Consider the following 24,916-nt stretch of genomic DNA (forward strand, 5'->3'; position numbering starts at 1 on the left):
GGTGCCGTTAACGGCCTTGCGGGTGTTCGAGTCGGCTGGCCGCACGGGCTCGTTCGCCGCCGCCGCACGCGAAGTCGACCTGTCTCCGAGCGCCGTCAGCCACGCGATCCGCAAGCTCGAGGACAGCGCGGGCATGACGCTGTTCGTGCGCACCACGCGCTCCCTGGAACTGACGCGCGAAGGCCGGCTGCTGCTCGAGCACGTGCAGCGCGGATTCGAGGAAATGCGGCGCGGCTTCCAGCGCGCCCAGCCCGAGCAGCGGGTGGCGCCGCTGCGCCTGCACACCGCCCCGACCTTCGCCGTGCAGTGGCTGATGCCGCGCCTGACCGGTTTCATGGCTGCCCATCCCGGCATCGCCCTGCAGGTGTCGGCCGACACCGACTACGCGACCTTCGAGGACGACCGTCACGACATCGACATCGTCTACGGCGTCCCGCAGCCGTCGCGCCACGCGCAGATTCCACTGGTGGTCGAAGAACTCACGCCGTTGTGCAGCCCGGCGCTGGCGGCGACGATCGGGTCAGTGCGCGACCTGTACCAGGCGCCGCTGATCCAGAGCGACGGCCAGTCGGTGCAATGGGGCGGCTGGTTCAGCGCCAACGGGCTGGCCACGCCGGGCGACTTCGCGCTCGCGTTCGACCGCAGCTCGATGTCGATCGCGGCGGCGGTCGACGGCCTCGGGGTGGCGCTGGAATCGACCCTGCTGGCCGAGCGCGAACTGGCCACCGGCCGGCTGGTGGCGCCGCTGATCGGGCGCAGCACCACGGTACGCTACGTGGCGCACTACCTGGTGCATCCGCACAGCCTCGAACAGGATACCGCCACCGCCCTGTTCAAGCGCTGGCTGCTCGGCGAGCTGGCGCGCAGCGCGCCACATATGGCCGCGGCGGGCGCCGGCGCCTCAGAATGAATGGCGCACGCCAAGCGAGCTGGCGCGGTCGCCGCTGCCCGACTCGCTGGCGTTGCCGACGGTGTAGCCGGCGTCGTTGCGGTTGACGATGCGCGAGTGCACCGCGTACAGCTCGGTGCGCCTGGACAGCGCGTAACGCAGGCCGAGCGCGTACTGGCGCGCATCCTGGTCGGCCTCGCCGCGGTCGTCCTTGTCGATCAGCGACGCCATCAACGCGTATGGGCCGAAAGGCAGCAGCAGGCCGATCAGCCGGTCGACGCTGTCCTGGGAGGCCGCGGGCGCCCGCGCGCGCCCGAACGGGTTGGACGTGTTGCGCAGCACGGCGCTGTTCAGGCCGCGATTGCGCCCGTAGGCGGCGTACAAGGTCACGATCCCGGCGTCGTAGTTCGCGCCCAGCAGCGTGTTGCGCCCGTTGGCGCCGGCGCTGCCGTTGTCGCGGTCGTGGTGGCCGAGGCGCAGGCGCAGCGCGCCGGCGCGCCAATCGAGCGCCGCACCCAGCTGGCGCCCGCCAGCGGCGCCGGCTTCACCCGGCGCCGCCGCCAGTTCGACCGTGACGCCCTGGGCCTTGAACGGCGACAGGTACTTGACGGTATTGTCCATGCGGCTGAAGGCATTCCCGCTCGTGGCCACCAGGTTCTTGCTGTCGGCAACATAGCCGGAACCGAAAGGATCGGCCATCACCGCGGTCGCGTATTGCGGCGTGTACTGGCGCCCAACCAGCACGCTGCCGAACGGCCCCTGTAGTCCGACCCAGGCCTGGCGGCCGAACAATGTGCCTCCCTGCCCGACCTCTCCGGTGTCGGCCTGGAAGCCGTTCTCGAGCAGGAACAAGGCCTTGACGCCGCGGCCCAGCTCCTCGCTGCCACCGAAGCCGAGGCGCGAGCCCATGGGCACGCCGCTGGTGAGCCTGGTCAGGGCGCCGTCCTTGCCGCCCGCCTCGCGCACCAGCGCCATATCGATCACGCCATAAATAGACATTGCCTCATCGGCGAATGCCGGAAATGCCAGTGCACAAAGAAGCGGCACTGCGATCGTTGTTATTTTCACGAACAGCCTGTTGTTGTCGATGCCAGGCGTTCCCCCGCGCGCGTCTCCACCCGCGCAGGAATTTCATCGATGGCGCGCCGGCGGGTGATGAAGAATACGGCATTCTCCATATCGCGCTCACCGGTGACAAACGATATGTTTACATGAGCTGGTGAATCCAGGTCATGAATGACGACGCCGATCCCGGCTTCGCTCAATGGCCGAGGCCAGAACGGCATCCAGCGCCTCCGGCATGGCCGGCTTGAGCAGATGGGCGTCGAAGCCGGCGGCGCGTGTCCGCGCCCGATCCTCTTGCGCGCCCCAGCCGGTCAAGGCCACCAGCCTGGCTTCAGCAAGCGCGGGCAGCGCGCGCAGGGCGCGCGCCGCTTCGTAGCCGTCGATGTGAGGCATGCCGGGATCGAGAAAGACAAGGTCCGGCACGATGGAGGTTCCCATTCGCACGGCGTCCTCTCCGCCATACGCTACATGCACCTCATGCCCTTTTTCGCGCAGCACCAATGACAGGGTGTCCGCGGCATCCGCATTGTCGTCGGCCACGAGTATGCGCAGCTGGACGGCATTCGCCGCGACGCCCGGTGGCTCTGCGACTGAAACTGGCGTGCCTGCCGGGGCGGCTGACATGCACGGCAGGCGAATGGTGAACGTGCTGCCATGGCCAGCGCCCGCACTGGATGCGCTGACGCTCCCGCCGTGAAGGGACACCAGGCGGCGCACCAGGGACAGGCCGATGCCGAGCCCACCTTTCGATATCCCGATGCTGTGAGGCGCTTGGGAGAACATGTCGAATACCCGCTCCAGATCGTGGGTCGCGATCCCGATGCCGGTATCCGACACGTCGATGACCACGGCGTCGCCACTGACACGCGCCGAAATTGCGATCCTGCCATGGTGGGGCGTGTATTTGCTCGCGTTCGACAAGAGGTTGCTGAGCACCTGGCTCAGGCGCACCGTATCGACATCGACCCAGATCGCGGCATCCGGCAGATCGAGCGCGAGTTCGTGTCCCCCTGCCTCGATCAGGGGAAGGCTGGTTTCGACTGCGCTCGCGATGACCGACTGCATGTCGACGCGCTCGATCTGCAGGACCATCTTGCCGCTGGAGATCCGTGCGATATCCAGCAAATCATTGATGAGATGGACCATCTGGTCGACCTGGCGCTCCATCGTGCCGCGCACTCTTTCCAGCATCGCCGGCTTGTCCCCGCTCAGGCGCAGCAATTCGAGCGCATTGCGGATCGGGGCGAGCGGATTGCGCAACTCATGCGCCAGGGTGGCCAGGAACTCGGATTTCCGTCGGTCGGCTTCGCGCAACGCCTCCATCGAGCGCACCCGCTCGATGTGGGCCCAGCAGCGGTCGACGACGGTCTCCACCAGCGCCACATCGTCCGCGCTCCAGGTACGCGGCTGCTCCTGGTGCACAGCCATCATGGCCACGAGCCGGCCCTGCTTGACCAGGGGGCAGCAGATGATCGCCTTGATGCCGATCCGGTTGAACATGTTCGCCCCGTCCTCCGCCGTCAGCTCGCGATCGACATCATCGATCATGAGCGTGCGGCCGACGCGCAGATTGGACGTGGCGCGCGAACCGAACAGGTCGAGAGAATAAACGCCCACCGTGCTGATCGCCCCTTCGACCCGCCAGTCGTGGCGGATGGTGAAGCGATCGTTGTCCGGCTCCAGGTCGGCGTAGGCGACCCGGGTCACCTTCAGATACTCGCCGAGCAGCCGCGTACTGTGTTCCATGATGGCCTGCGGCTCGTCGGCGAGGCGGGTCGCTTCGCCGATCACGTCGAGTAATCGCAGGCGTTCCTGTTGCGAGCGGATCTTCCCGGTGGTCTCGCTGCACACGCAGAACACCCCTGCGATGTCACCAGCCTCGGCACGGATCGGGCTGGTCGAAAAGCTCGCGAAGACCTGCTCCACGAAGCCATTGCGCGTGAGCGCGAATTCCTGGTCTTCGAACCACAAGGTTTCACCTTCCATCGTCGCCGCCAGCATGGGCCCGACCAGGTCCCATACTTCGCGCCAGACCTGCTCGAACGGCTTGCCCAACACCTGCCGCGGGTCCGACGCCTTCGCGCCAAGAATGTCACGATAGCCATCGCTATAGAGCAGAAGCAGATCGGGGCCCCAGGCGATATACATGGGGTGACGCGCGTTGAGCAGGATGCTGACTGCGGTTCGAAGCGATTGTGGCCACGCTTCCAGGGCGCCAAGCGGCGTGGACGCCCAATCGAAGCCCCGGAATACCCCTCCCATCGTTCCGCCCCCCGCCAGGAAGCGGGCGCTTGGAGCAGGTGGTTGAATTCGCGTGATATCTTGCATCAAAGGAAGTGGATGATGTGGGCAGCCAGTAAAGCAAGACAATAGCATCTTGTTAGCTCGATCGGACGACAAGGCCGGTCTTTCGTTCGACATTTCAAACCGGCTGGTTCAGGTTCCCGGCGCTGCCCTGGAGCGTGTCGAATATCAGGCAGCCGATTCCGACCGTACACAATGCATGGCATCGGCGCACCGATCGAACTCGGCCGGTCGCTGCGTGAGGACATCGATGCTACCTCCCATGTGATGACCGATCGGCCGCCAGGGCCGTGATAGGGCCTTGTCCACTTGTGCCAGTCGTCCGTCAGGAAGGACCATTGGTGGAATGTTACTCATCAGCTAGCAATTCAAAACGTTGATGTTTCCATCAAGTACTTATGTCCCTTGCGGGCGCTTGCACCGGGAGCTAACCTAGGATCTGAAATCTCACCAATTCTCACGGCCACCGACCATGCAAGCAGCATCATCCAATCAGCTGGCAAGAATGTCATCAACGTTTCGACATATGCGTGGACGGCAGGTTGCGCACATGCTCAATGGCGTCACTGCCGAAGGCATCAGGATCGACCATTGCGATATGACTATGATCAATGCGTATGCAAGAGGCGAGGTATCCGGGCGGGACTTATTGGCCCATGTGTGTCAGTTCACGACCCTGACATCATATCAAGAGTGGTTAAAAACGGGCTTCGACAGGCATGGCAGCAGTCGGAAGACCTCTGTCTCGGTCGAACAGATCGTGGCCGAGGTCGCGGCCTATATCAGGCGCAAATACCTGAAAAATGATCCGACAGCGAAGAGTGGATCGTAATGCCTTGCGAGATTCCGACCGGCTATCCGGACCTGAATCGCACTGAGCGCCCTCGACGGAACCCGGGCGATCGGGTGGCCTGGTAGCACTATTGACGCGTGCACTGGTCGCTTCATCATTGGTTCGAGATGAAGCCTATAAACGAAACGGGCCTCGAATGAGGCCAGTGCGTTTATTATCCGGAGGCCAGGACGCGATTCGAATCCGTATGCGTCTGCGAGTGGCGACGCGTCCGGGCGTGACATATTGGGCCAGGCCAGCGCAATGTGGAAAGGCTGGCCACGCGCTGGGCACTGCATGCGATGCTGCGCCCGTCGGTCGACAAGAAGTGGAATCAACTGCCAGGCTGCCGATATTTCCGGCGATCGGACAATATCGAAGAAAACAGAACTGTGCCAGCGCCGATTTCAGTGCTTACAGCGGAGGAATCATTCCGTTCATGTATTTTTCACCACTGAGTTCGATACCGCGGCGCAGGCTGGCGCAGGCGGCACGAAATACACGACGTAAATTTCCCAGGAGGCTGGATAACAAACCAGAGGAGGAAACAGCTTTGGTAACGATAACTTTCATGATGACTCCAGTGCATTCAACGACCTATGTCGAGAAATACAGGATACGTGCAGTCCAGTTATAAATCCAATTTCTGTTTCAGATTTCCGAGATAACTCCAGCGAATAACATCGCAGAGATTTCACATTTGTTTATCAATCGATAGCATGTGAATCGCCAGTCGGATATATCGAGGCGACATATCGTGGGCTTCCCGATTTGTCGCCCTGACTGCCTGCATGCTCTCCAGACGCATGCCTCGCTTGTCAACTGGCCGCGACGGTGTGGCCGTCAGGCTTCGATTTCTGGGAACGCGCCAGGAGCAGGGTCGTCACTGCCGACACCACGAGCAGGGCGGCGACGAAATAGAGCCCGCCCTCGAAACTGCCGGTTTCGTCCTTGATCCAGCCGATCATGGCAGGCCCCACGAATCCGCCAAGGTTACCCAGCGAATTGATGGTCGCAATCCCCGTCGCGGCGGCAGCCCCGCTCAGGAACATCGTCGGCATGCTCCACAGCGGCGGTTTTGCGCAGCTGATGCCGATATTCACGATCGTCAGCGCAAGGATCAGACCAAGCAGCCCCTGCGTGCCTGCGGCGATCACCAGGCCGAACGCCGCGACCGCGCACGCGATTATGACGTGCCAGGTCCGCTCGCGGGTGCGGTCCGAATGGCGCGACCACAGCACCATGGCGACCACCGAAATGGCAGGTGGAATCGCATTCAGCAGTCCGACCGTCATGGATGAAACGCCGAGTTGCTGGATGATCTGCGGCGCCCAGATGCCGAGCGTGTACAAACCGGCCGACGTCCCGAAATAGATGAGCGCGAGGGCAAGCACCTGCGGATTCAGCATTCCCTTGAGGATGCTGTGGTTGCCGGCCGACGCCTTCCTGGCCGCCTCCATTTTCATCGCATTGACGAGCCATGCTTTTTCGTCTTCCTTCAGCCAGTTGGCGTTTTCGGGCCGATCGGTCATGTAGAAGAACACGACAACGCCGAGAATGACGGCAGGAAGCGCTTCGAGTACGAACATCCACTGCCAGCCATGATAACCCATGAAACCGTCCATCTGCAGCAAGGCGGCAGAGATCGGAGAGCCGAGCGCCGTCGAGATCGGCGCTGCGGCCATGAATAGCGCCGTCACGCCGGCGCGCCGCCCCGCAGGGAACCAGTAACTGAGATACAGGATGATTCCCGGGAAGAAGCCGGCCTCTGCGGCCCCGAGCAGGAAGCGCACGATATAGAAACTGGTCGGGGTGGTGACGAACGCCATGCACGCGGAGATGATCCCCCATGTGACCATGACGCGGGCGATCCAGAGGCGCGCACCCACCTTGTGCAGGATGATATTTGAAGGAACTTCGAACAGAAAATATCCCCAGAAGAAAATACCGGCGCCAAAGCCGAGTATCGATGCAGTGAAACCAAGATCCCCCTTCATCGACATTGCCGCGAATCCGATATTCACACGATCGAGATAGGCGATGAAATACAAGAGCATAATGAACGGCACGATACGCCAGGTGATCTTGCGAATTGTGCGCTTTTCGATATCTGATTCCATGTACGTCTCCACTATTGATTATTTTCCGCTGATAAGAACTGACTAAGTTCGACTGCTTGTTTCTACGAACGCAGCCTCTCGTTCGCTGGACGCATCGCCGAGCTGCGCGATCCGTAACAGGTTGGTCGTGCCGGAAGTACCGAACGGCATGCCGGCGGCGATGACGATGGTCTGTCCCGAGATCGCGAGCCCTTCGCGCATGGCGGTTGCGCAGGCGAAATCGGTCATTTCCGACACGCCGGCGACGTCATGCGTCAGGACTGCATGCACGCCCCAGACGAGCGCCAGGCTGCGGGCGGTGGCAAGCTTCGGCGTCATGCCGATGATGGGGACCTGGGGACGCTCGCGCGCCATTCTCAGGGCGGAATGGCCGGAACTGGTATAGGCGACCGTTGCCGCGACGTCGAGCAGCTCGGCGACGTTGCGCATCGCCAGTCCGATGGCGTCCGCGATCTCCGCCTGGGCCTGCCCGCGGTGCACGGTCAGGCTTTCGGCATGAAAGGGGTCGGACTCGGTCTGCACGATGATGTCGTTCATCATCGTGACCGCTTCGACCGGGTATTTTCCCGAGGCGGATTCCGCCGACAACATGACGGCGTCCACCCCATCATAGATGGCCGTCGCGACGTCGGACGCCTCGGCGCGCGTCGGCACGGGCGCCGACACCATGGATTCGAGCATCTGCGTCGCGACGATCACCGGCTTGCCGAGGCGACGGCACACGCGCACGATGCGCTTCTGGATCGCCGGCACCTGTTCCGCCGGCATCTCCACGCCCAGGTCGCCGCGCGCGACCATGACGGCGTCCGCTTCCCGGATGATCGGTTCGAGCTGGCCGATCGCCGCCGGCTTTTCGAGTTTGGCGACGACGCTGGCGCGCCCCTGGATGATTTCCTTGATCTCCAGGATGTCTTCCACCCGCTGGACGAAGGACAACGCAATCCAGTCGACTCCCAGGGTGAGCGCGAACGCCAGGTCCTTGCGGTCCTTGTCGGTCAATGCCGACAGCGGCAGCACCACGCCCGGCACGTTGACGCCCTTGCGATCCGACAGCACGCCGCCGTTGATGACCGTCGTTTCCGCCGTCTCGGCGGTGTAGCGCACGACCTCCAGCTCGATGCGCCCATCGTCCAGCAGCAGTCGCGTGCCGCGCTGGAGCGCAGCAAAGATCTCGGGATGCGGCAGGGCGACGCGCGCCTGGTCTCCAGAGCGGGTGGCGTCCAGGTCGAGCCGGAATGGCGCGCCGGCCGCGAGGGTGATCGCGCCTTCCGAGAACGTGCCGATGCGCAGTTTCGGCCCTTGCAGGTCGACCAGCACCCCCACCGGCCTGCCCAGTTCGCGCTCCAGCGCGCGCAACTTCTCGAGCCGGGCCTTGTGGTCGTCATGGCTGCCGTGACTGAAGTTGAGCCGGAACACGTCGGCGCCGGCGCGAAACATGGATTCGATGGTTGCGGCGTCGGTGCTGGCCGGGCCCAGCGTGGCGACTATTTTTGCTTTGCGGTGTCGGTGCATGTGCATTCCTTTCGACAAACGTGACTGGCAAGCGGCTGGTTGCCCGGCCGCTCAGAATGAGTGGCGGATGCCCAGGTTGTAGGCGGTGCTGCCGGAACCGGATTCCGAATTGTTCGCCACCGTGTAGCCGGCGCCGTTGTGATTCCGGATATGGCCATAAGCCGCATACAGCTCGGTACGCTTCGACAGCGGGTACAGGTAACCGAGGCCGACCGCACCGGCATCCTGGTCGAACGCGGTGCGGTCGTTCTTGTACATCAGGGAGAACATCAGCGTGCCGGGGCCGAAGGGGGCTTTCAGGCCGAGCAGGACGTTGCGGCTGTCCGTGGACGGGGTCGCCCGCAATCCTCCGTAGGCGTTGGCGTTGGGCAGCGGCGCGCTGTCGAAACCCTTGTCGATGCCATAGCCGGCATACAGCCTGACCCAGCCGAAGTCATAGTTCGCGCCCAGCAGGATATTGCGTCCAAGGTCATGGTCGACGGGCGACGCGCCCGAGACCACATCCGAGTTCCTGGCGTTGTAGGCCAGCCGCACGGTCAACGGTCCCTGCGCATAGCCGATGGCGCCGCCGTACTGGCGGCCGGCCGATGAATCGCTTTGTTCGCCGAGGCTGTAGGCCAGCTGCATGTCGACGCCGTGGAGCGTTGGCGAGGCATAGGTAATGGTGTTGCTGGTGCGGACGTTGCTTCCGTTGGCGGGAAACAGGCTCTTGGACGAGCCGGCATAACCCGCGCCGAACGGATCGACGACGCCGGAGATCGCCAGGTAATACGGGGTGTACTGGCGACCGAGCGCGACCGAGCCGGCGCTGCTCTTCAGGCCGACGAGCGCCTGGCGATTGAACAGCGTGTTGTCCGCGTCGAGCGCGCCGGTGTCGATCCTGGTTCCCGTTTCGAGCGTGAAAAAGGCGGAATGGTCGCCGCCCAGCCTCTCGGCGCCCCGGAAGCCGATCCGCGAGGTCGATGCGGCGCCGCTGGTGATTTTATTGACGCGCCCGCCACTGCCGCCGCTTTCCACGACGAATGCCGCATCGACGATGCCGTAGACGCTGACGCTGACGCTGCCCTGCGCGTGCGCGACCCCTGCGAAGAGTCCCGCAATGAAGAATGCAATCGCTTTCAATCTTGTCTCCTGGATGATCATCATGCGGTCCGCGGTACGTGGCCTGACGGACTTCTACATGCGCTCGCCTGCTTGTTCCTGGTTGCTGGCGAATATCTCTATGCTGCTGTTCCGGCCTGGCGCTCCTTAACGTCCTCCGACGAAGATGATCCGCAGGTCATTCACGTTGGTCAGCGTGGGGCCGGTGATCACGCCATCGCCGAGCGCCTCGAAGAATCCGTGCGCGTCGTTGTCCGCCAGGCTGGCCGGCGGATGGATGCCCTGGCGGCGCGCCCGTGCGAGGCTGTCGGGCCGCACGATCGCGCCGGCGATTTCCTCCAACCCGTCCACGCCATCGGTATCTCCGGCGAGCGCAACGATATTCGGTTCGCCGTTCAGGGCGATGCCCAGGGAGAGGAGGAATTCGACATTGCGTCCGCCGCGCCCTTCCCCGCGCACCGTCACCGTCGTTTCGCCGCCCGACAGCAGGATGCATGGCGGCTTGAAGGGCTGGCCCCGGCCGTTCACGTGGCGCGCCAGCGCCGCCATCACCTTGCCGACTTCGCGCGCTTCGCCTTCCACGGCGTCGCCGAGCACATGGACGTCGACGCCTGCCGCGCGGCCGACCTCGGCGGCTGCCTCGAGCGACAGGAGCGGGGTGGCGATGAGATGCGATTCGATCCGTGCAAGCCGGGGGTCGCCAGGCTTCATCGATTCGGCGCGCCCGGTCTCGAGCATGTCCATCACGGGCGCAGGGACCTCGATGCCGTAGCGGCGCAGCACCGCCAGCGCGTCGGCGCAGGTGCTGGGATCGGGCACCGTGGGGCCGGAGGCGACGTCGCTGAAGCTGTCGGCCGGGACGTCCGACATGATCAGGTTGACCACCCTGGCGGGATGGCAGGCGGCGGCAAGACGCCCGCCCTTGATGGCCGACAGATGGCGGCGTACGCAATTCATTTCGGAGATGCTGGCCCCGCTGGCGAGCAATGCGCGGTTGATCGCCTGCTTCTGTTCAAGCGTCACGCCGTTGAGGGGCAGCGGCAGCAGCGCGGAGCCGCCGCCGGAGATCAGGCACAGCACGACATCGTCCGCACTCAGGCCGCTGACACGCTGCAGCATGCGCTGCGCGGCCACCTGACCGTTCGCATCGGGAACCGGGTGGCCCGCCTCGATGATCTCGATGCGCCGGCACGGCACGGCATGGCCGTAGCGCGTGACGACGACACCCTCGAGCGGACCATCCCAATTGTCCTCGACCGCCCGCGCCATGGCGGCGGAAGCCTTGCCGGCGCCGATCACAATCAGCCGCCCCTTCGGCGCAGGGGGCAGGAAGCGCGGCACGCGCACCGCCGGCTGCGCGCTGGCGACGCCGGCGTCGAACATCTCCCTCAACAAGCGGTCGATCGCCGCGGCAGATGCATTGAACATACTGTCTCCAACTTTTTTATAGGCGCCGATGGCCGGTCCGGCCGGCCTTGCGGCGTGACTTACGTGACTAACGTGACTTATGCGACTTGCCGCTGGTCGGCTTGCGCGCCGCGCGCCAGGAATTCGCACACGGCGGCGGTCACTTGCACGGTCGTGGCCTTGCCCCCCAGGTCGCCGGTATGCAGGGCCTTGTCCGCAGTGACGCTCTCCACGGCCTTCATGACGCGTTGCGCCGCTTCGTGCTCGCCGAGATGCTCGAGCAGCATCACGACCGACCAGAACGTGCCGATCGGATTCGCGAGCCCTTTGCCCATGATGTCGAAAGCGGAACCGTGGATCGGCTCGAACATCGACGGATACCGGCGCTCAGGGTCGATATTGCCGGTGGGCGCAATGCCGAGGCTGCCGGCCAGGGCCGCAGCCAGGTCGCTCAGGATGTCGGCGTGCAGATTCGTCGCGACGATGGTGTCGAGCGTGGCCGGGCGATTGACCATGCGCGCGGTCGCCGCATCGACCAGCTCCTTGTCCCATTTGACGTCCGGGAATTCCTTGGATACCTGCACGGCGATCTCGTCCCACATCACCATCGCGTGGCGCTGGGCATTACTCTTGGTAATGACGGTCAGCTGCTTGCGTGGCCGGGACTGCGCCAGCCTGAACGCGAAGCGCAGGATGCGCTCGACGCCCACCCGGGTCATCATGCACACGTCGGTCGCCGCCTCGATCGGATGCCCCTGGTGCACACGGCCGCCGACGCCCGAGTACTCCCCTTCGGAGTTCTCGCGCACGATGACCCAGTTCAGGTCTTCCGGCCCGCAGCGCTTGAGCGGACCGTCGATGCCGGGCAGGATGCGCGTCGGACGCACGTTGGCGTACTGGTCGAAGCCCTGGCAGATCTTCAGGCGCAGGCCCCACAGCGTGATGTGATCGGGAATGTCGGGATCGCCGGCGGAACCGAACAGGATGGCGTCCTTGCCGCGCAATGCGTCCAGCCCGTCGGCAGGCATCATCACCCCGTGCTTGCGATAGTAGTCGCCGCCCCAGTCGAAATCTTCGAACGAAAAATCGAAGCCAGCGCCGGTCGCGGCCAGTGCTTCAAGGACCAGGCGTCCTGCGGGAACCACTTCCTTGCCGATGCCATCGCCCGGTATCGTCGCGATCTGATACGTCTTCATTGCCTTGTCTCCTGTGTGATAAAAATCGGTGTCGTGATTGCTCCGACCAGGATTACTGTAGGCCATGGACTAGCATTAAAATTATGGCTACACTTAAACCTTCTTTAAATTCAGCTTAACAATCGTGATGAGTACTGGAGTGCAGCCTGGCGAACTGAGCTTTTTCGTCCTGCTGGCGACGTGCGGCAGCATGAGCAGCGCGGCGCGCGAGCTCGGCATCAGCACCGCGGCCGTTAGCCAGCGGCTGGCGCACATGGAAAGCCGGCTCGGCATACCGCTGGTGAACCGCACGACGCGCCGCATGAGCCTGACGCCGGACGGCGAGACGCTGTTCGAGCACGCCCGCCGCATCCTTGGCGAGATCGCCGATCTGGACCAGTTGCTGAGCATGTCCAAAGGCCGCCCGACCGGCCTGCTAAGAGTCAATGCCACGCTGGGATTCGGCCGCCTGCACGTGGCCCCGGCGATTTCGCAATACGTCTTGAGCTATCCCGAGGTCGACGTGCAGTTGCAGCTGTCGGTCAACCCGCCTGCGCTGACCGACGATCAGTTCGACGTGTGCATCCGGTTCGGCGAACCCAGCGATACCCGCGTGATCGCAAAAAAACTCGCCACCAACCGCCGGGTGCTGTGCGCATCGCCGAAATACCTCGATGCCAATGGCGTCCCGACCCAGCCCGCGGATCTCGCACGGCACAAGTGCATCTGCATTCGTCAGGGGGACGAAGCCTACGGCACTTGGCGCCTGCAGCGCTTTCGCGACAGCAGCGGGCGCGGCGAATCGGTGAAGGTGCGCGGCAATCTGACCACGAACGACGGCGAGATCGCCGTCAATTGGGCGCTCGACGGGCATGGCATCCTGATGCGGGCCGAGTGGGACGTCAGGCGCTACATCGACAGCGGACGCCTGGTCGAGGTGCTGCCGCAGTTCCGCACGCCGGATGCCGACATCTACGCCGTCTACCCGCAGCACCAGCATCAATCGGCGCGCGTTCGCACCTTCGTCGATTTCCTGGGCAGCGCCTTCGAACGCTTCGTCGCCTCGAACGACCGGCACTGAGCCGCCGCATGGCACCTATCCTCCTCCAGGGCCAAGCACAGGCTTGACCGCAAGGCAATCGCGGGACATGAACGCCAAGAATCTCGCCAAGCAATTAACCAACTAGTTAGTTATACTTCGTTTGCGGCATGTCGCCGTAGCGCCAACTCAGGAAGGGCGGACGGCAACGCCGCCCCCTGAAGCCATGCTTGCAAGTCGTTTCAATCGAGCCTGTCGCCACTTCACCGCAAGATTCGTTCTCGGAGAGATTTTTCAAATGACCACACATAAAACCCTTCCTGCGGCGACGCTCAGGGCCGGGTGTATCCTGCTTGGCCTGGCCTTGCTGGCCACCGGCCTGTTCTTCGTCGTCGGGGGCGTCAAACTGGCGCTTCTACACGGCAGCCTGTACTTTCTGATCGCGGGCATCGTCATCATCGCCTCCGCCATCCTGTTCATGCGGCTCAAGTCATCGGCCGTCATCGTCTATGGTGCGGCCTTTGCCGGCACCGTGGCCTGGGCCTTGATCGATGCCGGCGTCGACTTCTGGCCGCTGGTGTCGCGCCTCATGCTGCCCGCCGGCCTGATGCTGCTGGCGCTGCTGGCCTGGCCGGCGCTGCGCAGGAACGAGACCGGAATCCCTGCGAGCAAGACCGCCTACGCCCTGGCCGCCGTGCTGGCGCTGGGAATGGGCATCGCTTTCGTCCAGATGTTCCAGCCGCACCCGACCGTCGCGGCCCAGGGCACGCCGGTCCCGCTCGTTCCCGTTGCCCCCGGCCAGGAGCAGAAGAACTGGAGCAGCTACGGCAACACGCCGGGCGGCAACCGCTTTGCCGCGATCGACCAGATCACGCGCGACAACGTGAAAGACCTGAAGGTCGCCTGGACCTTCCGCACCGGCGACACGCCGATCAGCCCCACCGGCAATGGCGCCGAGGACCAGCAAACGCCGCTCCAGGTCGGCGACCGAGTCTACCTGTGCACGCCGCATAACAATGTGATCGCCGTCGATGCCGACAGCGGCAAGAAGCTGTGGGAGCGTGACTTCAATGCCCAGGCGCAGGTCTGGAACCGCTGCCGCGGTCTCGCCTACTTCGATGCCGCCGAGCCGCTCGTCCAGCCGACCGTGGCGGGCGCCACGCCGGTCGCGCCGGCCACGCTCTCCCCTGGCGCCAACTGCCTGCGGCGCATCCTGATGAACACCATCGACGCGCGCCTCGTCGCCATCGACGCCGACAGCGGCGCCATGTGCGAAGGCTTCGGCGACAAGGGCATCGTCGACCTGAAAGCGGGCCTTGGCGCCGCTGCCGATCCCCTGTACCAGCTGACCTCCGCCCCGACCGTCGCCGGGACCACCGTGGTGGTGGGCGGCCGGGTGGCGGACAACGTCCAGACCGACATGCCGGGCGGCGTGCTGCGCGGCTTCGACGTGATGACCGGCCAGATGCGCTGGGCCTTCGATCCCGGCCAGGACGATCCGAACGCGCGCCTGGAGCCGGGCAAGACCTACACCCGCAGCACGCCCAACTCGTGGGCGCCGATGTCCTACGACGCGGCCATGAACACGGTGTTCATCCCGATGGGCAGTTCCTCGGTCGACCTGTGGGGCGGCAACCGCACGCCGCTGGACCATCGCTACGCCACCTCGATCCTCGCCCTGGATGCGACGACCGGCAAGGAGAAGTGGGTGTACCAGACGGTTCATAACGACTTGTGGGACTTCGACGTGCCGATGCAGCCAAGCCTGGTCGATTTCCCCGGCAAGGACGGGTCGACCACGCCCGCCGTGGTGTTCGGCTCGAAGTCCGGCCAGATCTTCGTGCTCGACCGCATGACAGGCAAACCGCTCACGCGCGTCGAGGAGCGCCAGGTGAAGACGGCCGGCATCTTCAAGGAGCAGTATTCGCAGACCCAGCCGTTCTCGGTCGGCATGCCGCAGATTGGCGCCGACACCCTGACCGAATCCGATATGTGGGGCGCGACGCCGTTCGACCAACTGGCCTGCCGCATCAGTTTCAAGTCGATGCGCTACGAAGGCCTGTTCACGGCGCCCGGGACGGACGTTTCGCTGAGCTTCCCCGGTTCGCTGGGCGGCATGAACTGGGGCAGCCTGTCGCTCGATCCGAACAACCACGTCATCTTCGTCAACGACATGCGCCTGGGACTGTGGGTGCAGATGATTCCGCAGCAGACCGACAGCGGTCCGGCCAGCAACGGCGGCGAGGCGGTCAACGCCGGCATGGGTGCGGTGCCGCTGAAGGGCACGCCGTATGCGGTCAACAAGAACCGCTTCATGTCGCCGCTGGGCATTCCATGCCAGAAGCCGCCGTTCGGCTCCCTGTCGGCTGTGGACCTGAAGACCCGGAAAGTGCTGTGGCAAGTCCCTGTTGGCACCGTTCAGGATACGGGCCCGTTCGGCGTCAAGATGGGCATGAAGATGCCGGTCGGGATGCCGACCCTCGGCGGCACCCTCGCCACCCAGGGCGGGCTGGTGTTCATCGCCGGCACCCAGGACTATTACCTGCGCGCCTACGACAGCGCGACCGGCAAGGAAGTCTGGAAAGCGCGCCTGCCAGTGGGCAGCCAGGGCGGGCCGATGAGTTATGTGTCGCCCAGGACCGGCAAGCAGTACGTGCTGATTTCGGCCGGCGGTGCCCGCCAGTCGCCGGACCGCGGCGACTATGTGATTGCCTATGCGCTGGAGCGCTGATCGATTGAACGAGCTTGAAACGACAAATGAAACTTGATCCTGCATTGCGGTTATCGATGAGCGCCGGCCTGCTGGCCGTCATGGCGCTCGGCCCGGCGCATGCCCTGGCGCAGAGCAAGGTAGCACCGGCGGCGGTCGCTGCCGTGGCACCCGGCGCCGCCTCCACCCTCACCGGCGACTGGGGCGGCGCACGCACGGCCTACGCCAGGGCCGGCGTGAACTTCCGGGGCGACTATGTCTCCGAGACCTATGCCAACGTCGCCGGCGGGCAGCGGCGCGGAAGCGCCTACGCCCAGCAACTGCGCGTGGGCGTGGACTTCGACATGGAGCGCCTCGCCGGCTGGTCCGGCGCCACCGTCCACTTCACCGTCAACGACCGCCGCGGCACCGGCATCTCTTCCGATTACATCGGCAACCGGCTGCCGGTCCAGGAAGTCTACGGCGGCTTGTATACCCGTCTGAGCGAGGCCAGCGTCGAACAGAACCTGCTGGGCGGCCGGCTCAACCTGCGCCTTGGTTATTTCGCCATGGGCAATGATCTGGGCGGCATGGCGATTGGATGCCAGCTGGTGAACGCAGCCTTCTGCGCCCATCCGCTCTCCATGTCGGGCAATAGCGGCTGGTACAACTACCCGAATGCGCGCTGGGGCGCCGCCGTGCGCTACAAGCTGCTGCCGGAGCTGCTGCTGCGCAGCGGCGCCTTCCAGAACAATCCGCGTCTGGGCGACGAGCACAATGCCTTCAAGCCGTTCGCGTCCGGCACCGTGGGCGTGCTGCTGCCGCTGGAACTTGAATATGCGCCCGGCAGCGCGCCGGGCAGCGCCGCGCTGCCCGGCCACTACAAGCTGGGCGTGTTCCATGACTCGGCGCGCGCGCCGCGCCAGGGCCAGGCCGGCACGGTCGGGCAGCGCTACGGCATCTACCTGCTGGCCGACCAGATGATCGCTCGCGACGCCGCCAACGGCCGCGGCGTGGCCGTGTTCGGCCAGTTCACCGCCAATCCGCGCGAGTCGGCCCAGATCACGCGCTGGTATGCGGCCGGCCTGGTCAAGACCGGCACGTTCGCGGGAAGGGATGCCGATACGCTGGCGCTGGGCCTGGTGCATGCCGAGCTCAATCCGCGCTTGCGCGAATTTGCCGCCGCCTCGAATCCGGAGACAGCCGGTTATGTATCGCTGCCGGCGGGCGAATCCGTGGTCGAACTGACTTACGGCCTGCAGCCGCGGCGCTGGCTGGGGGTGAGGGTCGGCGTGCAGTACATCGTCGATCCGGGCGCGTTCAGCTACCGCTCGACCCACGATGCGATCGCGCTCGGCAGCCAGTTGCGCATCGCGTTCTAAGAACCTGTCCCGGTAGGTGGCGGGAAGCTGGTGGCGATGCATGGCGAGCGTGGGCAAGGCGCGAGGAGGCCGCATGGCTAGCCATGCAACGACGAGTAACGCAGCACACGTTCGTCAGGCGCGCCGAAAGCGACTGCCATCTATCGGGATAGGTTCTAAGCCCGCACGGCGCGCAGGATCGTGTCGACCACGGACGCGCGGCGAGCGGCGTGCACCTGTTGCGCCCCGAGGTCGCGGTCGAAGATATAGCTGAAGGTGTGGCGATTCGACACGTTGTAGAACGACAGTGCGCTGATCGACATGTGCAGGTCGACCGGATCGACGTCGGGGCGGAACACGCCCTCCTCCACGCCGCGCCGGCACAGCCGTTCCAGCACGGTGATGGCCGAGCGGTTGACCGCGCGCAGATCCGGAATCTTGCGGATGTATTCGCCCTGGTTGATGTTCTCGCCCATCACCATCCGGATGAACTCCGGGTGGGCCGCATGGAAATCGAAACTGCTGGCCACCAGCCTGCGCAATGCGGCCTCCGGCGCCAGTTCCTCCTCGATCTGCAGTTCGCCCTCGATCTGCCGGAAGCGCCGATAGCTTTCCTCGAGCGCGGCAACGTACAGCTCTTCCTTGCTGCCGAAATGGTAGTAGATCATGGCCTTGTTGAGCCCACTTTCGGCCGCGATCGCGTCGATGCGGGCGCCGCTCAGTCCCAGCCGGGAAAACTCATGGAGGGCGACATCCAGTATTCGGGCGCGGGTGCTGTCCCGCTCTGTTTTCATGGACGCGGTATTCGATCTGCTAGCTTTAGTCATCGGTCAATTCTAAACGATCACGCCCGTATGCCCTGCAACGCCGGCGCCACGGGGTGACGCGATTGCAGTTGGCCTAGGGAAGCACCGGTGGCGTGACCTGCCATCGTCACTCAATGAATCGCCACAGCGCTTCCAGACACGCGAGAGCCGTTGGAAATACTGCGTTTCATATTCGACCGGCGACAAGTCATCGCTGTCGCTGCGCCGGCGCCAGGAATTGTGGAACATCTCGATATGGTCGAGGATGTCCTGCCTGACCTCGTCTCGGGTAACGTAGATTCGACGTCGAACACGCTCCCGGGGTCGAAATGTAGACGCCCAAGCGAGCGCGCACGCTCGCCGACATCGGAACGCTACCACATGCCCGGCGAGCCAGCCTGATGGAAGTGAGGGAACTGATCGAGCGCGAACGCCTGTTCGGACTTGGGTATGGTTTGGTGGACCTGACGCTGTTGGCATCGACAATGCTGACGACAGGAGCACGACTATGGCCCCTGGATCAGCGCTTGGCCTCTTGGCTGAGCGATTCCAAATCGCGTATCTACCGACAAGGCATTGAACCTGCCTAGAAAAAGTTGTTAAGACTACCAGACAAACCAGTGCCCGCGAAAGCTGGAGCGGCTCAGTGTACAGGTTGTGAATGCTTACCCCGAGGCATGCCGTCACTTCGCTGTGTACCGTTTCCCACTCATACTTTCTGCTTCTGCCCAGAATTATGGCTAAGGAGTGTGTACGATTGTCGCGGCGATTCAGAATGCGTGGAACTGATGTTGTTGAGCTCAGGACGAACGAGCGGGAGGACGCGCGCAGAGCCCGATCCGATGAAAGCCTCCATTGAGATTGGGCAAAGCGACTCCCGGGCATTCATCTAATGCAGGCAACTGCGCTTGTGCAGATACATTTCCCGGTCCGCCAACTGCACATAGTCGAGCAACGCCGTTCCGCTGCCCGGATCGCATTTCACCGCACCGGCGCTCACTGCGAGCAGGTAGGTGCGTTCCTGCATCAGGTTGAACGCGCGCAGATTGTCCTGAAGCCGCGCCAGGATCGCGCTCGGATGCGCATCGTCGAGTGCGAACGCGACGAACTCGTCGCCCCCGAACCGTGCCAGCACGTCGCTGTCGCGCAGGGATTCGCGCAGCACGCTGGCCGCGTCCTGGATCAACTGGTCGCCGACGGCATGGCCGAGCTGATCGTTCACCAGCTTCAGGCCATCGATATCGGCGTAAATCACGGCGCAACCGGCCTGCTTGCGCCGCGCCAGCTTGAACATGTGCTCGGCCTGGACGAAGAAGCCGCGCCGGTTGTTCAGTCCGGTCAGGACGTCGGTCAGCGCGAGCGCGCGCGCCTCGCCTTCGGATTCGTCGCGGCGGGCCAGTTCATCGGCATGTGCCAGCGCGGTGCCCGCCATCTGTTCGTATTGAATCGACACCAGGGCCTCGAGCGAGGTACGCGCCGAGATCCGGCCCAGGGTCGCGATGGCCAATTCCAGAATCGTGCTGAGCAGGCGGCGCCGTACGTCCCAGGTCTCTGGCGCCGCATCGCCGGTCCAACCGGCGGCCAGCACGGCCATGGTGTGCCGGGTCGGCACGCCCACCAGCATCGTGCACGGGTCCACCATTGCAGGCTCGTCCGCTCCGCTGTCCAGCCGGGCCAACGCCATGCGGTACCGATCGTGGCCGGACGCCCCCTTGGTCGGTGTGCCCGCATGGTCGAAAGCGATGCACTCGTTGATCTCGCCGCGCACCAGCAGCAAGGCACTGTCGATGTGCGTCAGTTCCGCCATGGCCCGGCCTGCCAGCGCGAGCGCAGTGAAGGGCTTGTCGGCTTGCATCAATTCACGCGACATGGTGAGCAAGGCGCGCAATTGCCGCGCTTCCAGGTCAAGGTCCCGTTCGGTCATGTGTGTCATTGGTAGCTCTCTGCTGGCGTCTGGTCCGCGGCCACGGCTGCGGGCTATTGATCGTCCGGTGACGACGGGGTGATCGCTTCCGAGACCGCTTGTCCCGCGCTCTCGCGGCGGCGCAGGGAAGGATGGCCGAGTACGCGCGCAATCACATGCTCAGGAACATGCTTGTGCCGCATATAGCGTCTGGCGATTTCGGCATTGCGCGCTGCCAGGATGTTCAGCCCGCGTGCGACGGCATCCGCCGCCGGCCCGTCGCGGCGCCGCTGACGCTCGTTGATCAGCATCGATTCTCCATCACAATACGCTGAAACCGGGCGACACATCGGAATGATGCTTGCCATTGTTTCAAACGGCGGTGCGATTCATCATACGCGCCGCACCACCAGGGGACCAGCGCTTTTCGTGGCGGCGCATGGCGCATGCGCTCTTCCACCGCTGCGTGCGGTTGGCGCGCCGTGGCCAGCCGAGCGTCAGCCGAGCCGACGGGCGGCTGCGGTCGGGCCTCAGGCCACATGCAACAGCACGGCGGTGTAGTGGCAAATACTGCCGGCCAGGACGAACAGATGCCAGATCCCGTGACCATGGCGCACCTTGTGGTCGGTGGCATAAAAGACGATGCCGGCCGTGTACAACAAGCCGCCCGCCGCCAGCCAGGCAAAGCCGGCGCGACCGAGCGTATCGACCAGGGGTCCGATACAGACGACGGCGAGCCAGCCCATCACGACGTAGATGACGAGCGACAGGACCCGCCCGCGCCTCGCATACAGGAGCTCCTGCACGATCCCGAGCACGGCCAGGGCCCAGACCACGCCGAACATCGTCCAGCCGATGGGCCCGCGCAGCGTCACCAGCGTGAACGGCGTATACGTGCCCGCGATCAGGAGGTAGATGGCGCAATGGTCCATCTTGCGCAGCACATCCTTGGTTGCGCCGCGCAAGCCATGGTACAGGGTGGAGGTCAGGTAAAGCAGCAGCAGCGTGACCGCATAGATGCTGAAGCTGACGATTTTCCAGGCATCGCCGCTGCGCGCCGCCACACCCACCAGCAGCACACCGCTCAGGACGGAGGCCACCGCCCCCACGGCATGCGTGATGCTGTTGAAGCGTTCACCGTGAACCATGCGCCGCCTTTCACTGGAAAGGCTCGGCCTGCGTGCGGACAGCCCGCGTGGCCGGCCAAGGTGCGTCACTCGGGTACCCGATGCCCGAAAACAGCGATCCCGCTGCGCGCGACGCGACGCCGCCATGGGCGGGTCGGCACGCGCAGCGCCACCTCCGGCGAAACGTGATTCCTCGCCAGCGCCTGGGCTGCGGATCGGATGCCGCGTGCGCGATGATTGCTCACGATAGCATCGATTGATATGGCATTCAGGCGGTCGATACGGGTACGCATTCGCCAGTCTAGCATCAGGCCGATGAACACAAAAATTATATTTTTTGCCAGATGCAGCAGGTATCTGGTTTCGTGCTACTGTGGCTTCGTGACCAAGGAGCATTCCATGCACGCCGAGTCAAAATCGCATTACAAAGGCTATACCATCGTGGCGAATCCGGTCGAGACGATCCGCAGACGTTTCATGGCCATTTTCACGATCTATGAAAGCGAACATGCGACCTTCCCACTTTGCCATCACCAGGCGACCGGGACCAAGGGATTCCTGACCGCCGAAGAAGCCGTCAGCAATTCCTTCGACAATGCGCGCAAGTGGATCGACAATCGACACATTCCGAATATTCATTGAAGCGCGAGCATTCTTTCGCATGCTCGCGCGTTCTGCCATTCCCACACCGACAGCGGCATGGCTACCATCCAGCGCCACTTTCACTTACGGCCGGCAGCAGTGCGCTTTCATCGGCGCGATGCGCACGTCCGACTCGCACAGCATTCGTCAACATTCGAGCAATCATGGAAAACCGCGCTGACACAAACACCATGGAATTCACAATGCTCGACGAGCCATACCTTGGCTACATGATCGAGTGGGCGACTACGCCGTCGCAGAATCAGCCCACGATGTGGTTGGGACACTTCCATGCGTTCAAGGAAGGCGAGCACCCAGTCAGAGGTTCCCTGGTCAATTTACAACGCAGCGCTGCGGACGCGCACCTGAGCGTGATCCGCATCGCAAAAGCCAGAATCGATGCGGCACTTCTCCGACAGTCCCCGCGCCCTTCCGACTGAATCCTGGACCAGCCAGCGCTTCACGAATCGGGGAAAGGATCGGCCCGGTCCAGGTCTCTCCCGCCATCGAGGACCACGGCCGCCCGCTCCATGTCCATGCTGCCCGAAAGCGAGCGGCGGTCTTCCTGGTCGGTTTCTGGCGGGTCCAGCATGTCTGCGAGCATCGCCTGCAACTCCGGCGTATCCCAGGGCAGGCCACTACGCTCCCTGGCATGAATGTAATGCCTGATCTCGCTGTCGTGCTCCGAGGTCAAGGGCAGGCCGCGAAATGTGTTCGCGGGTTCGGGCGTCTTCATGTTTTCTCCCAGGATCTGGTGACCGGCATGTCCAGCCTACGCGCATTGCCAGAAGGCGGGCGCGCTGTTGGCCGGGCGCCGCGACAGGCGACCGGCCGTCCCGGGTCGCCCGGCCCGGCTCAGGCAACCGTCGCGTCGAGCACCACCGGCAGCACGAATTTCGGGCGCATGCCCTGCCCCCGCCCGGCGCTGTCGGCAGACACCGTGCCCCCATGTGCCCGGCGCACGCTGCGCGGGATCGCCAGGCCGAGTCCCGTTCCCGATGCAGCGCGGCCGGGATGCATGGCGAACGTGCAAAACGGCTGGAGCAGCAGCGATAGTTCGGCTTGCTCGACGCCGAACCTGACGCCGCTCAGGCATCCATGCAGCCGATAAGGAAGCGCAACATCTCCTGGCTGGCATTCGGTCCGCATGCATCGGTGTAGCTGCCACGCGCGTCACCACCCGATCAGGCGTGGCCAGCCCCGTGCACGGTCCACTCCTCGGCCACTATGCCGCCCGTGCGTTCGCGATGCACGTGGCGGGTAAATGCGCGCCCGCCGCTGCGTCCCGTCTCTGCCACCACGGCGACGCCGGCATCCGCCGCGCGCCGGTGCTGCGTATGGCTGTCGAGAAACTGGCGTATCACGCTGCCGCTGTTCGTGCGATGGACCGTTGCATCGGCATCCCCATGGAAGACGATGACGGGCACGGCGCCGTGCGCGCAGGGCGCCGCTGGTGGCGACGGAGCGGCGCCGGTGCGCATCGCCAGCAGCGCGTCGGCGTCACTGCTGGCGCTGCCATGCGCCAGTCCCGAGTGACAGCCGACCGCGCTGAACAGGTCGGGATAGGTACGTCCCAGAATGACTGCCATGGCGCCGCCAGCGGACAGGCCCGCGACCGCGACGCGTCCGGGATCGACAGCATGCTCGGCCATGATGCGATGGGTGAGTCCCGCGATCAGTGCCGGCTCGCCCTCGCCACGCCGGTGATGGGTCCGGTCATACCAGTTCCAGCACTTGTTCCAGTGCGCGCTGCACGACTGTTCCGGATACAGGACCAGGCAACCCTGCTCGTCGGCGAGCGCATTCATGCCGGTGCCCGCGGCGAAATCGGCGGCGTCCTGGCCGCAACCGTGCAGCATGACGACCATCGGCATGGGGCCCCGCTCGCCGCCGGGAATGAACAGGCGGTAGTGCAGCGCACGCTTACCGTCGTCGTGCAATCCGTGAACGAACCGGCTGCCGGAAACGCCCGGGACGGGCGCGCCGGTCCAGGGCAAGGCCATCGATGACCAGGCATCGAGAAAGGCGTTGAACATGGTTTGATTGCCCAATGAGGTGATCCAAAAAAGCCGTGCACATGCAAGCGGCGGCGCGACCGCATGGTCGGCGCCGCCGCAAGGCCTGCCCCCGGGGCCGGGGGAGGATGGGAGATCAGCGTGGCGGCGACTCCGCCATGTTGTCGGCCTGGCTGTTGCCGCCTTGCCCGTTGCCGGGGTTGCGCGGCGGGCCGGCCTGGCCATCGGGCGTCGCCCCTGCGGCTTCGCCCTGGAGCTGGTTCAGGTAATGGGCGCCGATGCTGGCGCCGCGCTGCGCCTCTTGCAAGAACGCGTCGCGCGAATTCTTGACGGTTTCCTCCTGCTGGCGCAGGCCCTTGTCGGCTTCCCCGGCCGACATGCGGGTAACTTCATCGGCCAGCGTGCGCGCGGTACGCGAGGTCTCCTGCACATGCTGCCCGCTCGCGCGGCTCAGGTCGACCTGGGTGGCGGCGGCAACTGGCGACAGTTGCTGCTGGTACGAGCGCAGCTTGTCGGTGGCGGGCTGGGCGTGCGAGGCCGCCGCCGACAGGGCGTCGGCGGGACGATCGACGCTCAGCATGCGCTGGGCCGCGCCAGTGGCCTCCTCGAGCAGGGTCTGGCCCAGCTGCATATTGAGCTGGAAGAGCTGCTGGAAAGAGCGCAGCACTGTTTGCGACAGCTCGTTCATGAATGCGGTCCGGGCCTCGATATGCGAACGCAGGGCGGGATTGACGGATTGGGGAAACGGATACATGGCGTACCTTTCAAGGCATGAAGATCGAATGGGATTGGATGCAAGCGCCGGACGCAATGCGTTGACAAGTCTGGCGGGAATGGCAGCGTGGCAGGTGCCCGCTGGGAGAGAACGATCAGGTCGGATCGCGTTTGACCTCCACACTATGCGCTCTTTTCTCGCGTCCATGTGGCCG

At 64.4% G+C, this 24,916-nt stretch carries 22 protein-coding genes and 1 pseudogene; 7 read left to right on the plus strand and 16 right to left on the minus strand.

The window, feature by feature from the left end:
* The first annotated feature begins 1 nt into the window (after position 1).
* Positions 2 to 910 carry a LysR substrate-binding domain-containing protein gene (locus KY496_RS08510; protein WP_229520478.1) on the plus strand — a complete coding sequence of 303 codons (909 nt, stop codon included), beginning with the start codon at positions 2 to 4 and terminating at the stop codon, positions 908 to 910.
* Here the strand turns inward: KY496_RS08510 and KY496_RS08515 are convergent.
* Entirely contained in the window at positions 902 to 1,957 is a 1,056-nt protein-coding gene (locus tag KY496_RS08515) for a porin (RefSeq protein WP_219864490.1), read from the minus strand. The two genes, KY496_RS08510 and KY496_RS08515, sit on opposite strands and share 9 nt — an antisense overlap.
* A 162-nt stretch (positions 1,958 to 2,119) precedes the next feature.
* Positions 2,120 to 4,216, minus strand: a complete 2,097-nt coding sequence (locus KY496_RS08520; RefSeq protein ID WP_229520480.1) for an ATP-binding protein — start codon at positions 4,214 to 4,216, stop codon at positions 2,120 to 2,122.
* A 514-nt stretch (positions 4,217 to 4,730) separates the two neighbouring features.
* Here KY496_RS08520 and KY496_RS08525 point away from each other — a divergent pair.
* Positions 4,731 to 5,090, plus strand: a complete 360-nt coding sequence (locus KY496_RS08525; protein WP_157225565.1) for a hypothetical protein — start codon at positions 4,731 to 4,733, stop codon at positions 5,088 to 5,090.
* A gap of 414 nt (positions 5,091 to 5,504) precedes the next feature.
* On the opposite strand, the gene KY496_RS08530 is transcribed toward KY496_RS08525, so the two are convergent.
* From KY496_RS08530 to KY496_RS08555, 6 genes are all read right to left on the minus strand, one after another.
* Positions 5,505 to 5,663 (minus strand): hypothetical protein, encoded by a 159-nt coding sequence (locus tag KY496_RS08530; RefSeq protein ID WP_157225564.1) that lies wholly within the window; start codon positions 5,661 to 5,663, stop codon positions 5,505 to 5,507.
* 245 nt (positions 5,664 to 5,908) lie between these two features.
* The gene (locus KY496_RS08535; protein ID WP_184238889.1) at positions 5,909 to 7,210 is read right to left on the minus strand and encodes an MFS transporter; all 1,302 of its coding nucleotides are present in this window, start codon (positions 7,208 to 7,210) and stop codon (positions 5,909 to 5,911) included.
* Positions 7,211 to 7,252: 42 nt separating this feature from the next.
* Positions 7,253 to 8,722, minus strand: coding sequence for a pyruvate kinase (pyk, locus tag KY496_RS08540; protein WP_005667047.1), 1,470 nt, complete (start codon positions 8,720 to 8,722; stop codon positions 7,253 to 7,255).
* 51 nt (positions 8,723 to 8,773) lie between these two features.
* On the minus strand, positions 8,774 to 9,865 hold the full coding sequence (locus tag KY496_RS08545) for a porin (RefSeq protein ID WP_219865087.1): 1,092 nt from the start codon (positions 9,863 to 9,865) through the stop codon (positions 8,774 to 8,776).
* Positions 9,866 to 9,970: 105 nt separating this feature from the next.
* A complete protein-coding gene (locus KY496_RS08550; protein WP_005667043.1) occupies positions 9,971 to 11,251 on the minus strand; it encodes a glycerate kinase in 1,281 nt (426 codons plus the stop codon).
* 77 nt (positions 11,252 to 11,328) lie between these two features.
* Positions 11,329 to 12,426, minus strand: a complete 1,098-nt coding sequence (locus KY496_RS08555; protein ID WP_005667042.1) for a tartrate dehydrogenase — start codon at positions 12,424 to 12,426, stop codon at positions 11,329 to 11,331.
* A gap of 127 nt (positions 12,427 to 12,553) precedes the next feature.
* Between KY496_RS08555 and KY496_RS08560 the strand changes: the two genes are divergently transcribed.
* The 3 genes from KY496_RS08560 (at position 12,554) to KY496_RS08570 (ending at position 17,515) form a co-directional block, all read left to right on the plus strand.
* Positions 12,554 to 13,486 (plus strand): LysR family transcriptional regulator, encoded by a 933-nt coding sequence (locus KY496_RS08560; protein ID WP_005667040.1) that lies wholly within the window; start codon positions 12,554 to 12,556, stop codon positions 13,484 to 13,486.
* Between the two features lie 256 nt (positions 13,487 to 13,742).
* Complete coding sequence (locus tag KY496_RS08565; RefSeq protein ID WP_184238890.1) at positions 13,743 to 16,175, plus strand: membrane-bound PQQ-dependent dehydrogenase, glucose/quinate/shikimate family; 2,433 nt, start codon at positions 13,743 to 13,745, stop codon at positions 16,173 to 16,175.
* 26 nt (positions 16,176 to 16,201) lie between these two features.
* Entirely contained in the window at positions 16,202 to 17,515 is a 1,314-nt protein-coding gene (locus tag KY496_RS08570; RefSeq protein ID WP_229520481.1) for a carbohydrate porin, read from the plus strand.
* Between the two features lie 155 nt (positions 17,516 to 17,670).
* On the opposite strand, the gene KY496_RS08575 is transcribed toward KY496_RS08570, so the two are convergent.
* The 5 genes and pseudogenes from KY496_RS08575 to KY496_RS08595 form a co-directional block, all read right to left on the minus strand.
* On the minus strand, positions 17,671 to 18,288 hold the full coding sequence (locus tag KY496_RS08575) for a TetR/AcrR family transcriptional regulator (protein ID WP_005667034.1): 618 nt from the start codon (positions 18,286 to 18,288) through the stop codon (positions 17,671 to 17,673).
* A 189-nt stretch (positions 18,289 to 18,477) separates the two neighbouring features.
* Positions 18,478 to 18,621, minus strand: a pseudogene (locus tag KY496_RS27105) (IS3 family transposase); the annotation flags it as partial.
* 568 nt (positions 18,622 to 19,189) lie between these two features.
* On the minus strand, positions 19,190 to 20,224 hold the full coding sequence (locus KY496_RS08585; RefSeq protein ID WP_040776214.1) for a diguanylate cyclase: 1,035 nt from the start codon (positions 20,222 to 20,224) through the stop codon (positions 19,190 to 19,192).
* A gap of 53 nt (positions 20,225 to 20,277) precedes the next feature.
* Positions 20,278 to 20,514: a hypothetical protein gene (locus tag KY496_RS08590; protein WP_005667029.1), complete on the minus strand. Its 237-nt coding sequence runs from the start codon at positions 20,512 to 20,514 to the stop codon at positions 20,278 to 20,280.
* A gap of 219 nt (positions 20,515 to 20,733) precedes the next feature.
* The gene (locus tag KY496_RS08595) at positions 20,734 to 21,351 is read right to left on the minus strand and encodes a hemolysin III family protein (protein WP_184238893.1); all 618 of its coding nucleotides are present in this window, start codon (positions 21,349 to 21,351) and stop codon (positions 20,734 to 20,736) included.
* Positions 21,352 to 21,729: 378 nt separating this feature from the next.
* Between KY496_RS08595 and KY496_RS08600 the strand changes: the two genes are divergently transcribed.
* A complete protein-coding gene (locus tag KY496_RS08600; RefSeq protein WP_005667024.1) occupies positions 21,730 to 21,972 on the plus strand; it encodes a hypothetical protein in 243 nt (80 codons plus the stop codon).
* A 164-nt stretch (positions 21,973 to 22,136) separates the two neighbouring features.
* Positions 22,137 to 22,412, plus strand: coding sequence for a hypothetical protein (locus KY496_RS08605; protein ID WP_005667021.1), 276 nt, complete (start codon positions 22,137 to 22,139; stop codon positions 22,410 to 22,412).
* 20 nt (positions 22,413 to 22,432) lie between these two features.
* On the opposite strand, the gene KY496_RS08610 is transcribed toward KY496_RS08605, so the two are convergent.
* The 3 genes from KY496_RS08610 to phaP all read right to left on the minus strand — a co-directional run bounded on the left by KY496_RS08610 (position 22,433) and on the right by phaP (position 24,741).
* Entirely contained in the window at positions 22,433 to 22,708 is a 276-nt protein-coding gene (locus tag KY496_RS08610; protein WP_005667020.1) for a hypothetical protein, read from the minus strand.
* 448 nt (positions 22,709 to 23,156) lie between these two features.
* Positions 23,157 to 24,023 (minus strand): PHB depolymerase family esterase, encoded by an 867-nt coding sequence (locus tag KY496_RS08615; protein WP_229520482.1) that lies wholly within the window; start codon positions 24,021 to 24,023, stop codon positions 23,157 to 23,159.
* Positions 24,024 to 24,123: 100 nt separating this feature from the next.
* Positions 24,124 to 24,741: a TIGR01841 family phasin gene (phaP, locus tag KY496_RS08620; protein WP_267877518.1), complete on the minus strand. Its 618-nt coding sequence runs from the start codon at positions 24,739 to 24,741 to the stop codon at positions 24,124 to 24,126.
* Between the last annotated feature and the right edge of the window lie 175 nt (positions 24,742 to 24,916).

It is taken from the genome of Massilia sp. NP310, assembly GCF_019443485.1.
Classification (GTDB): Bacteria; Pseudomonadota; Gammaproteobacteria; order Burkholderiales; family Burkholderiaceae_D; genus Telluria; species Telluria timonae.

Excerpts from the sequence above, each read along its gene's own strand:
- KY496_RS08520 (WP_229520480.1), bottom strand. The coding sequence starts at position 4,216 with ATGGGAGGGGTATTCCGGGGCTTCGATTGGGCGTCCACGCCGCTTGGC.
- KY496_RS08525 (WP_157225565.1), top strand. The coding sequence starts at position 4,731 with ATGCAAGCAGCATCATCCAATCAGCTGGCAAGAATGTCATCAACGTTT.
- KY496_RS08530 (WP_157225564.1), bottom strand. The coding sequence starts at position 5,663 with ATGAAAGTTATCGTTACCAAAGCTGTTTCCTCCTCTGGTTTGTTATCC.
- KY496_RS08535 (WP_184238889.1), bottom strand. The coding sequence starts at position 7,210 with ATGGAATCAGATATCGAAAAGCGCACAATTCGCAAGATCACCTGGCGT.
- pyk (WP_005667047.1), bottom strand. The coding sequence starts at position 8,722 with ATGCACCGACACCGCAAAGCAAAAATAGTCGCCACGCTGGGCCCGGCC.
- KY496_RS08545 (WP_219865087.1), bottom strand. The coding sequence starts at position 9,865 with ATGATCATCCAGGAGACAAGATTGAAAGCGATTGCATTCTTCATTGCG.
- KY496_RS08550 (WP_005667043.1), bottom strand. The coding sequence starts at position 11,251 with ATGTTCAATGCATCTGCCGCGGCGATCGACCGCTTGTTGAGGGAGATG.
- KY496_RS08555 (WP_005667042.1), bottom strand. The coding sequence starts at position 12,426 with ATGAAGACGTATCAGATCGCGACGATACCGGGCGATGGCATCGGCAAG.
- KY496_RS08560 (WP_005667040.1), top strand. The coding sequence starts at position 12,554 with ATGAGTACTGGAGTGCAGCCTGGCGAACTGAGCTTTTTCGTCCTGCTG.
- KY496_RS08565 (WP_184238890.1), top strand. The coding sequence starts at position 13,743 with ATGACCACACATAAAACCCTTCCTGCGGCGACGCTCAGGGCCGGGTGT.
- KY496_RS08570 (WP_229520481.1), top strand. The coding sequence starts at position 16,202 with ATGAAACTTGATCCTGCATTGCGGTTATCGATGAGCGCCGGCCTGCTG.
- KY496_RS08575 (WP_005667034.1), bottom strand. The coding sequence starts at position 18,288 with ATGAAAACAGAGCGGGACAGCACCCGCGCCCGAATACTGGATGTCGCC.
- KY496_RS08585 (WP_040776214.1), bottom strand. The coding sequence starts at position 20,224 with ATGACCGAACGGGACCTTGACCTGGAAGCGCGGCAATTGCGCGCCTTG.
- KY496_RS08590 (WP_005667029.1), bottom strand. The coding sequence starts at position 20,514 with ATGCTGATCAACGAGCGTCAGCGGCGCCGCGACGGGCCGGCGGCGGAT.
- KY496_RS08595 (WP_184238893.1), bottom strand. The coding sequence starts at position 21,351 with ATGGTTCACGGTGAACGCTTCAACAGCATCACGCATGCCGTGGGGGCG.
- KY496_RS08600 (WP_005667024.1), top strand. The coding sequence starts at position 21,730 with ATGCACGCCGAGTCAAAATCGCATTACAAAGGCTATACCATCGTGGCG.
- KY496_RS08605 (WP_005667021.1), top strand. The coding sequence starts at position 22,137 with ATGGAAAACCGCGCTGACACAAACACCATGGAATTCACAATGCTCGAC.
- KY496_RS08610 (WP_005667020.1), bottom strand. The coding sequence starts at position 22,708 with ATGAAGACGCCCGAACCCGCGAACACATTTCGCGGCCTGCCCTTGACC.
- phaP (WP_267877518.1), bottom strand. The coding sequence starts at position 24,741 with ATGTATCCGTTTCCCCAATCCGTCAATCCCGCCCTGCGTTCGCATATC.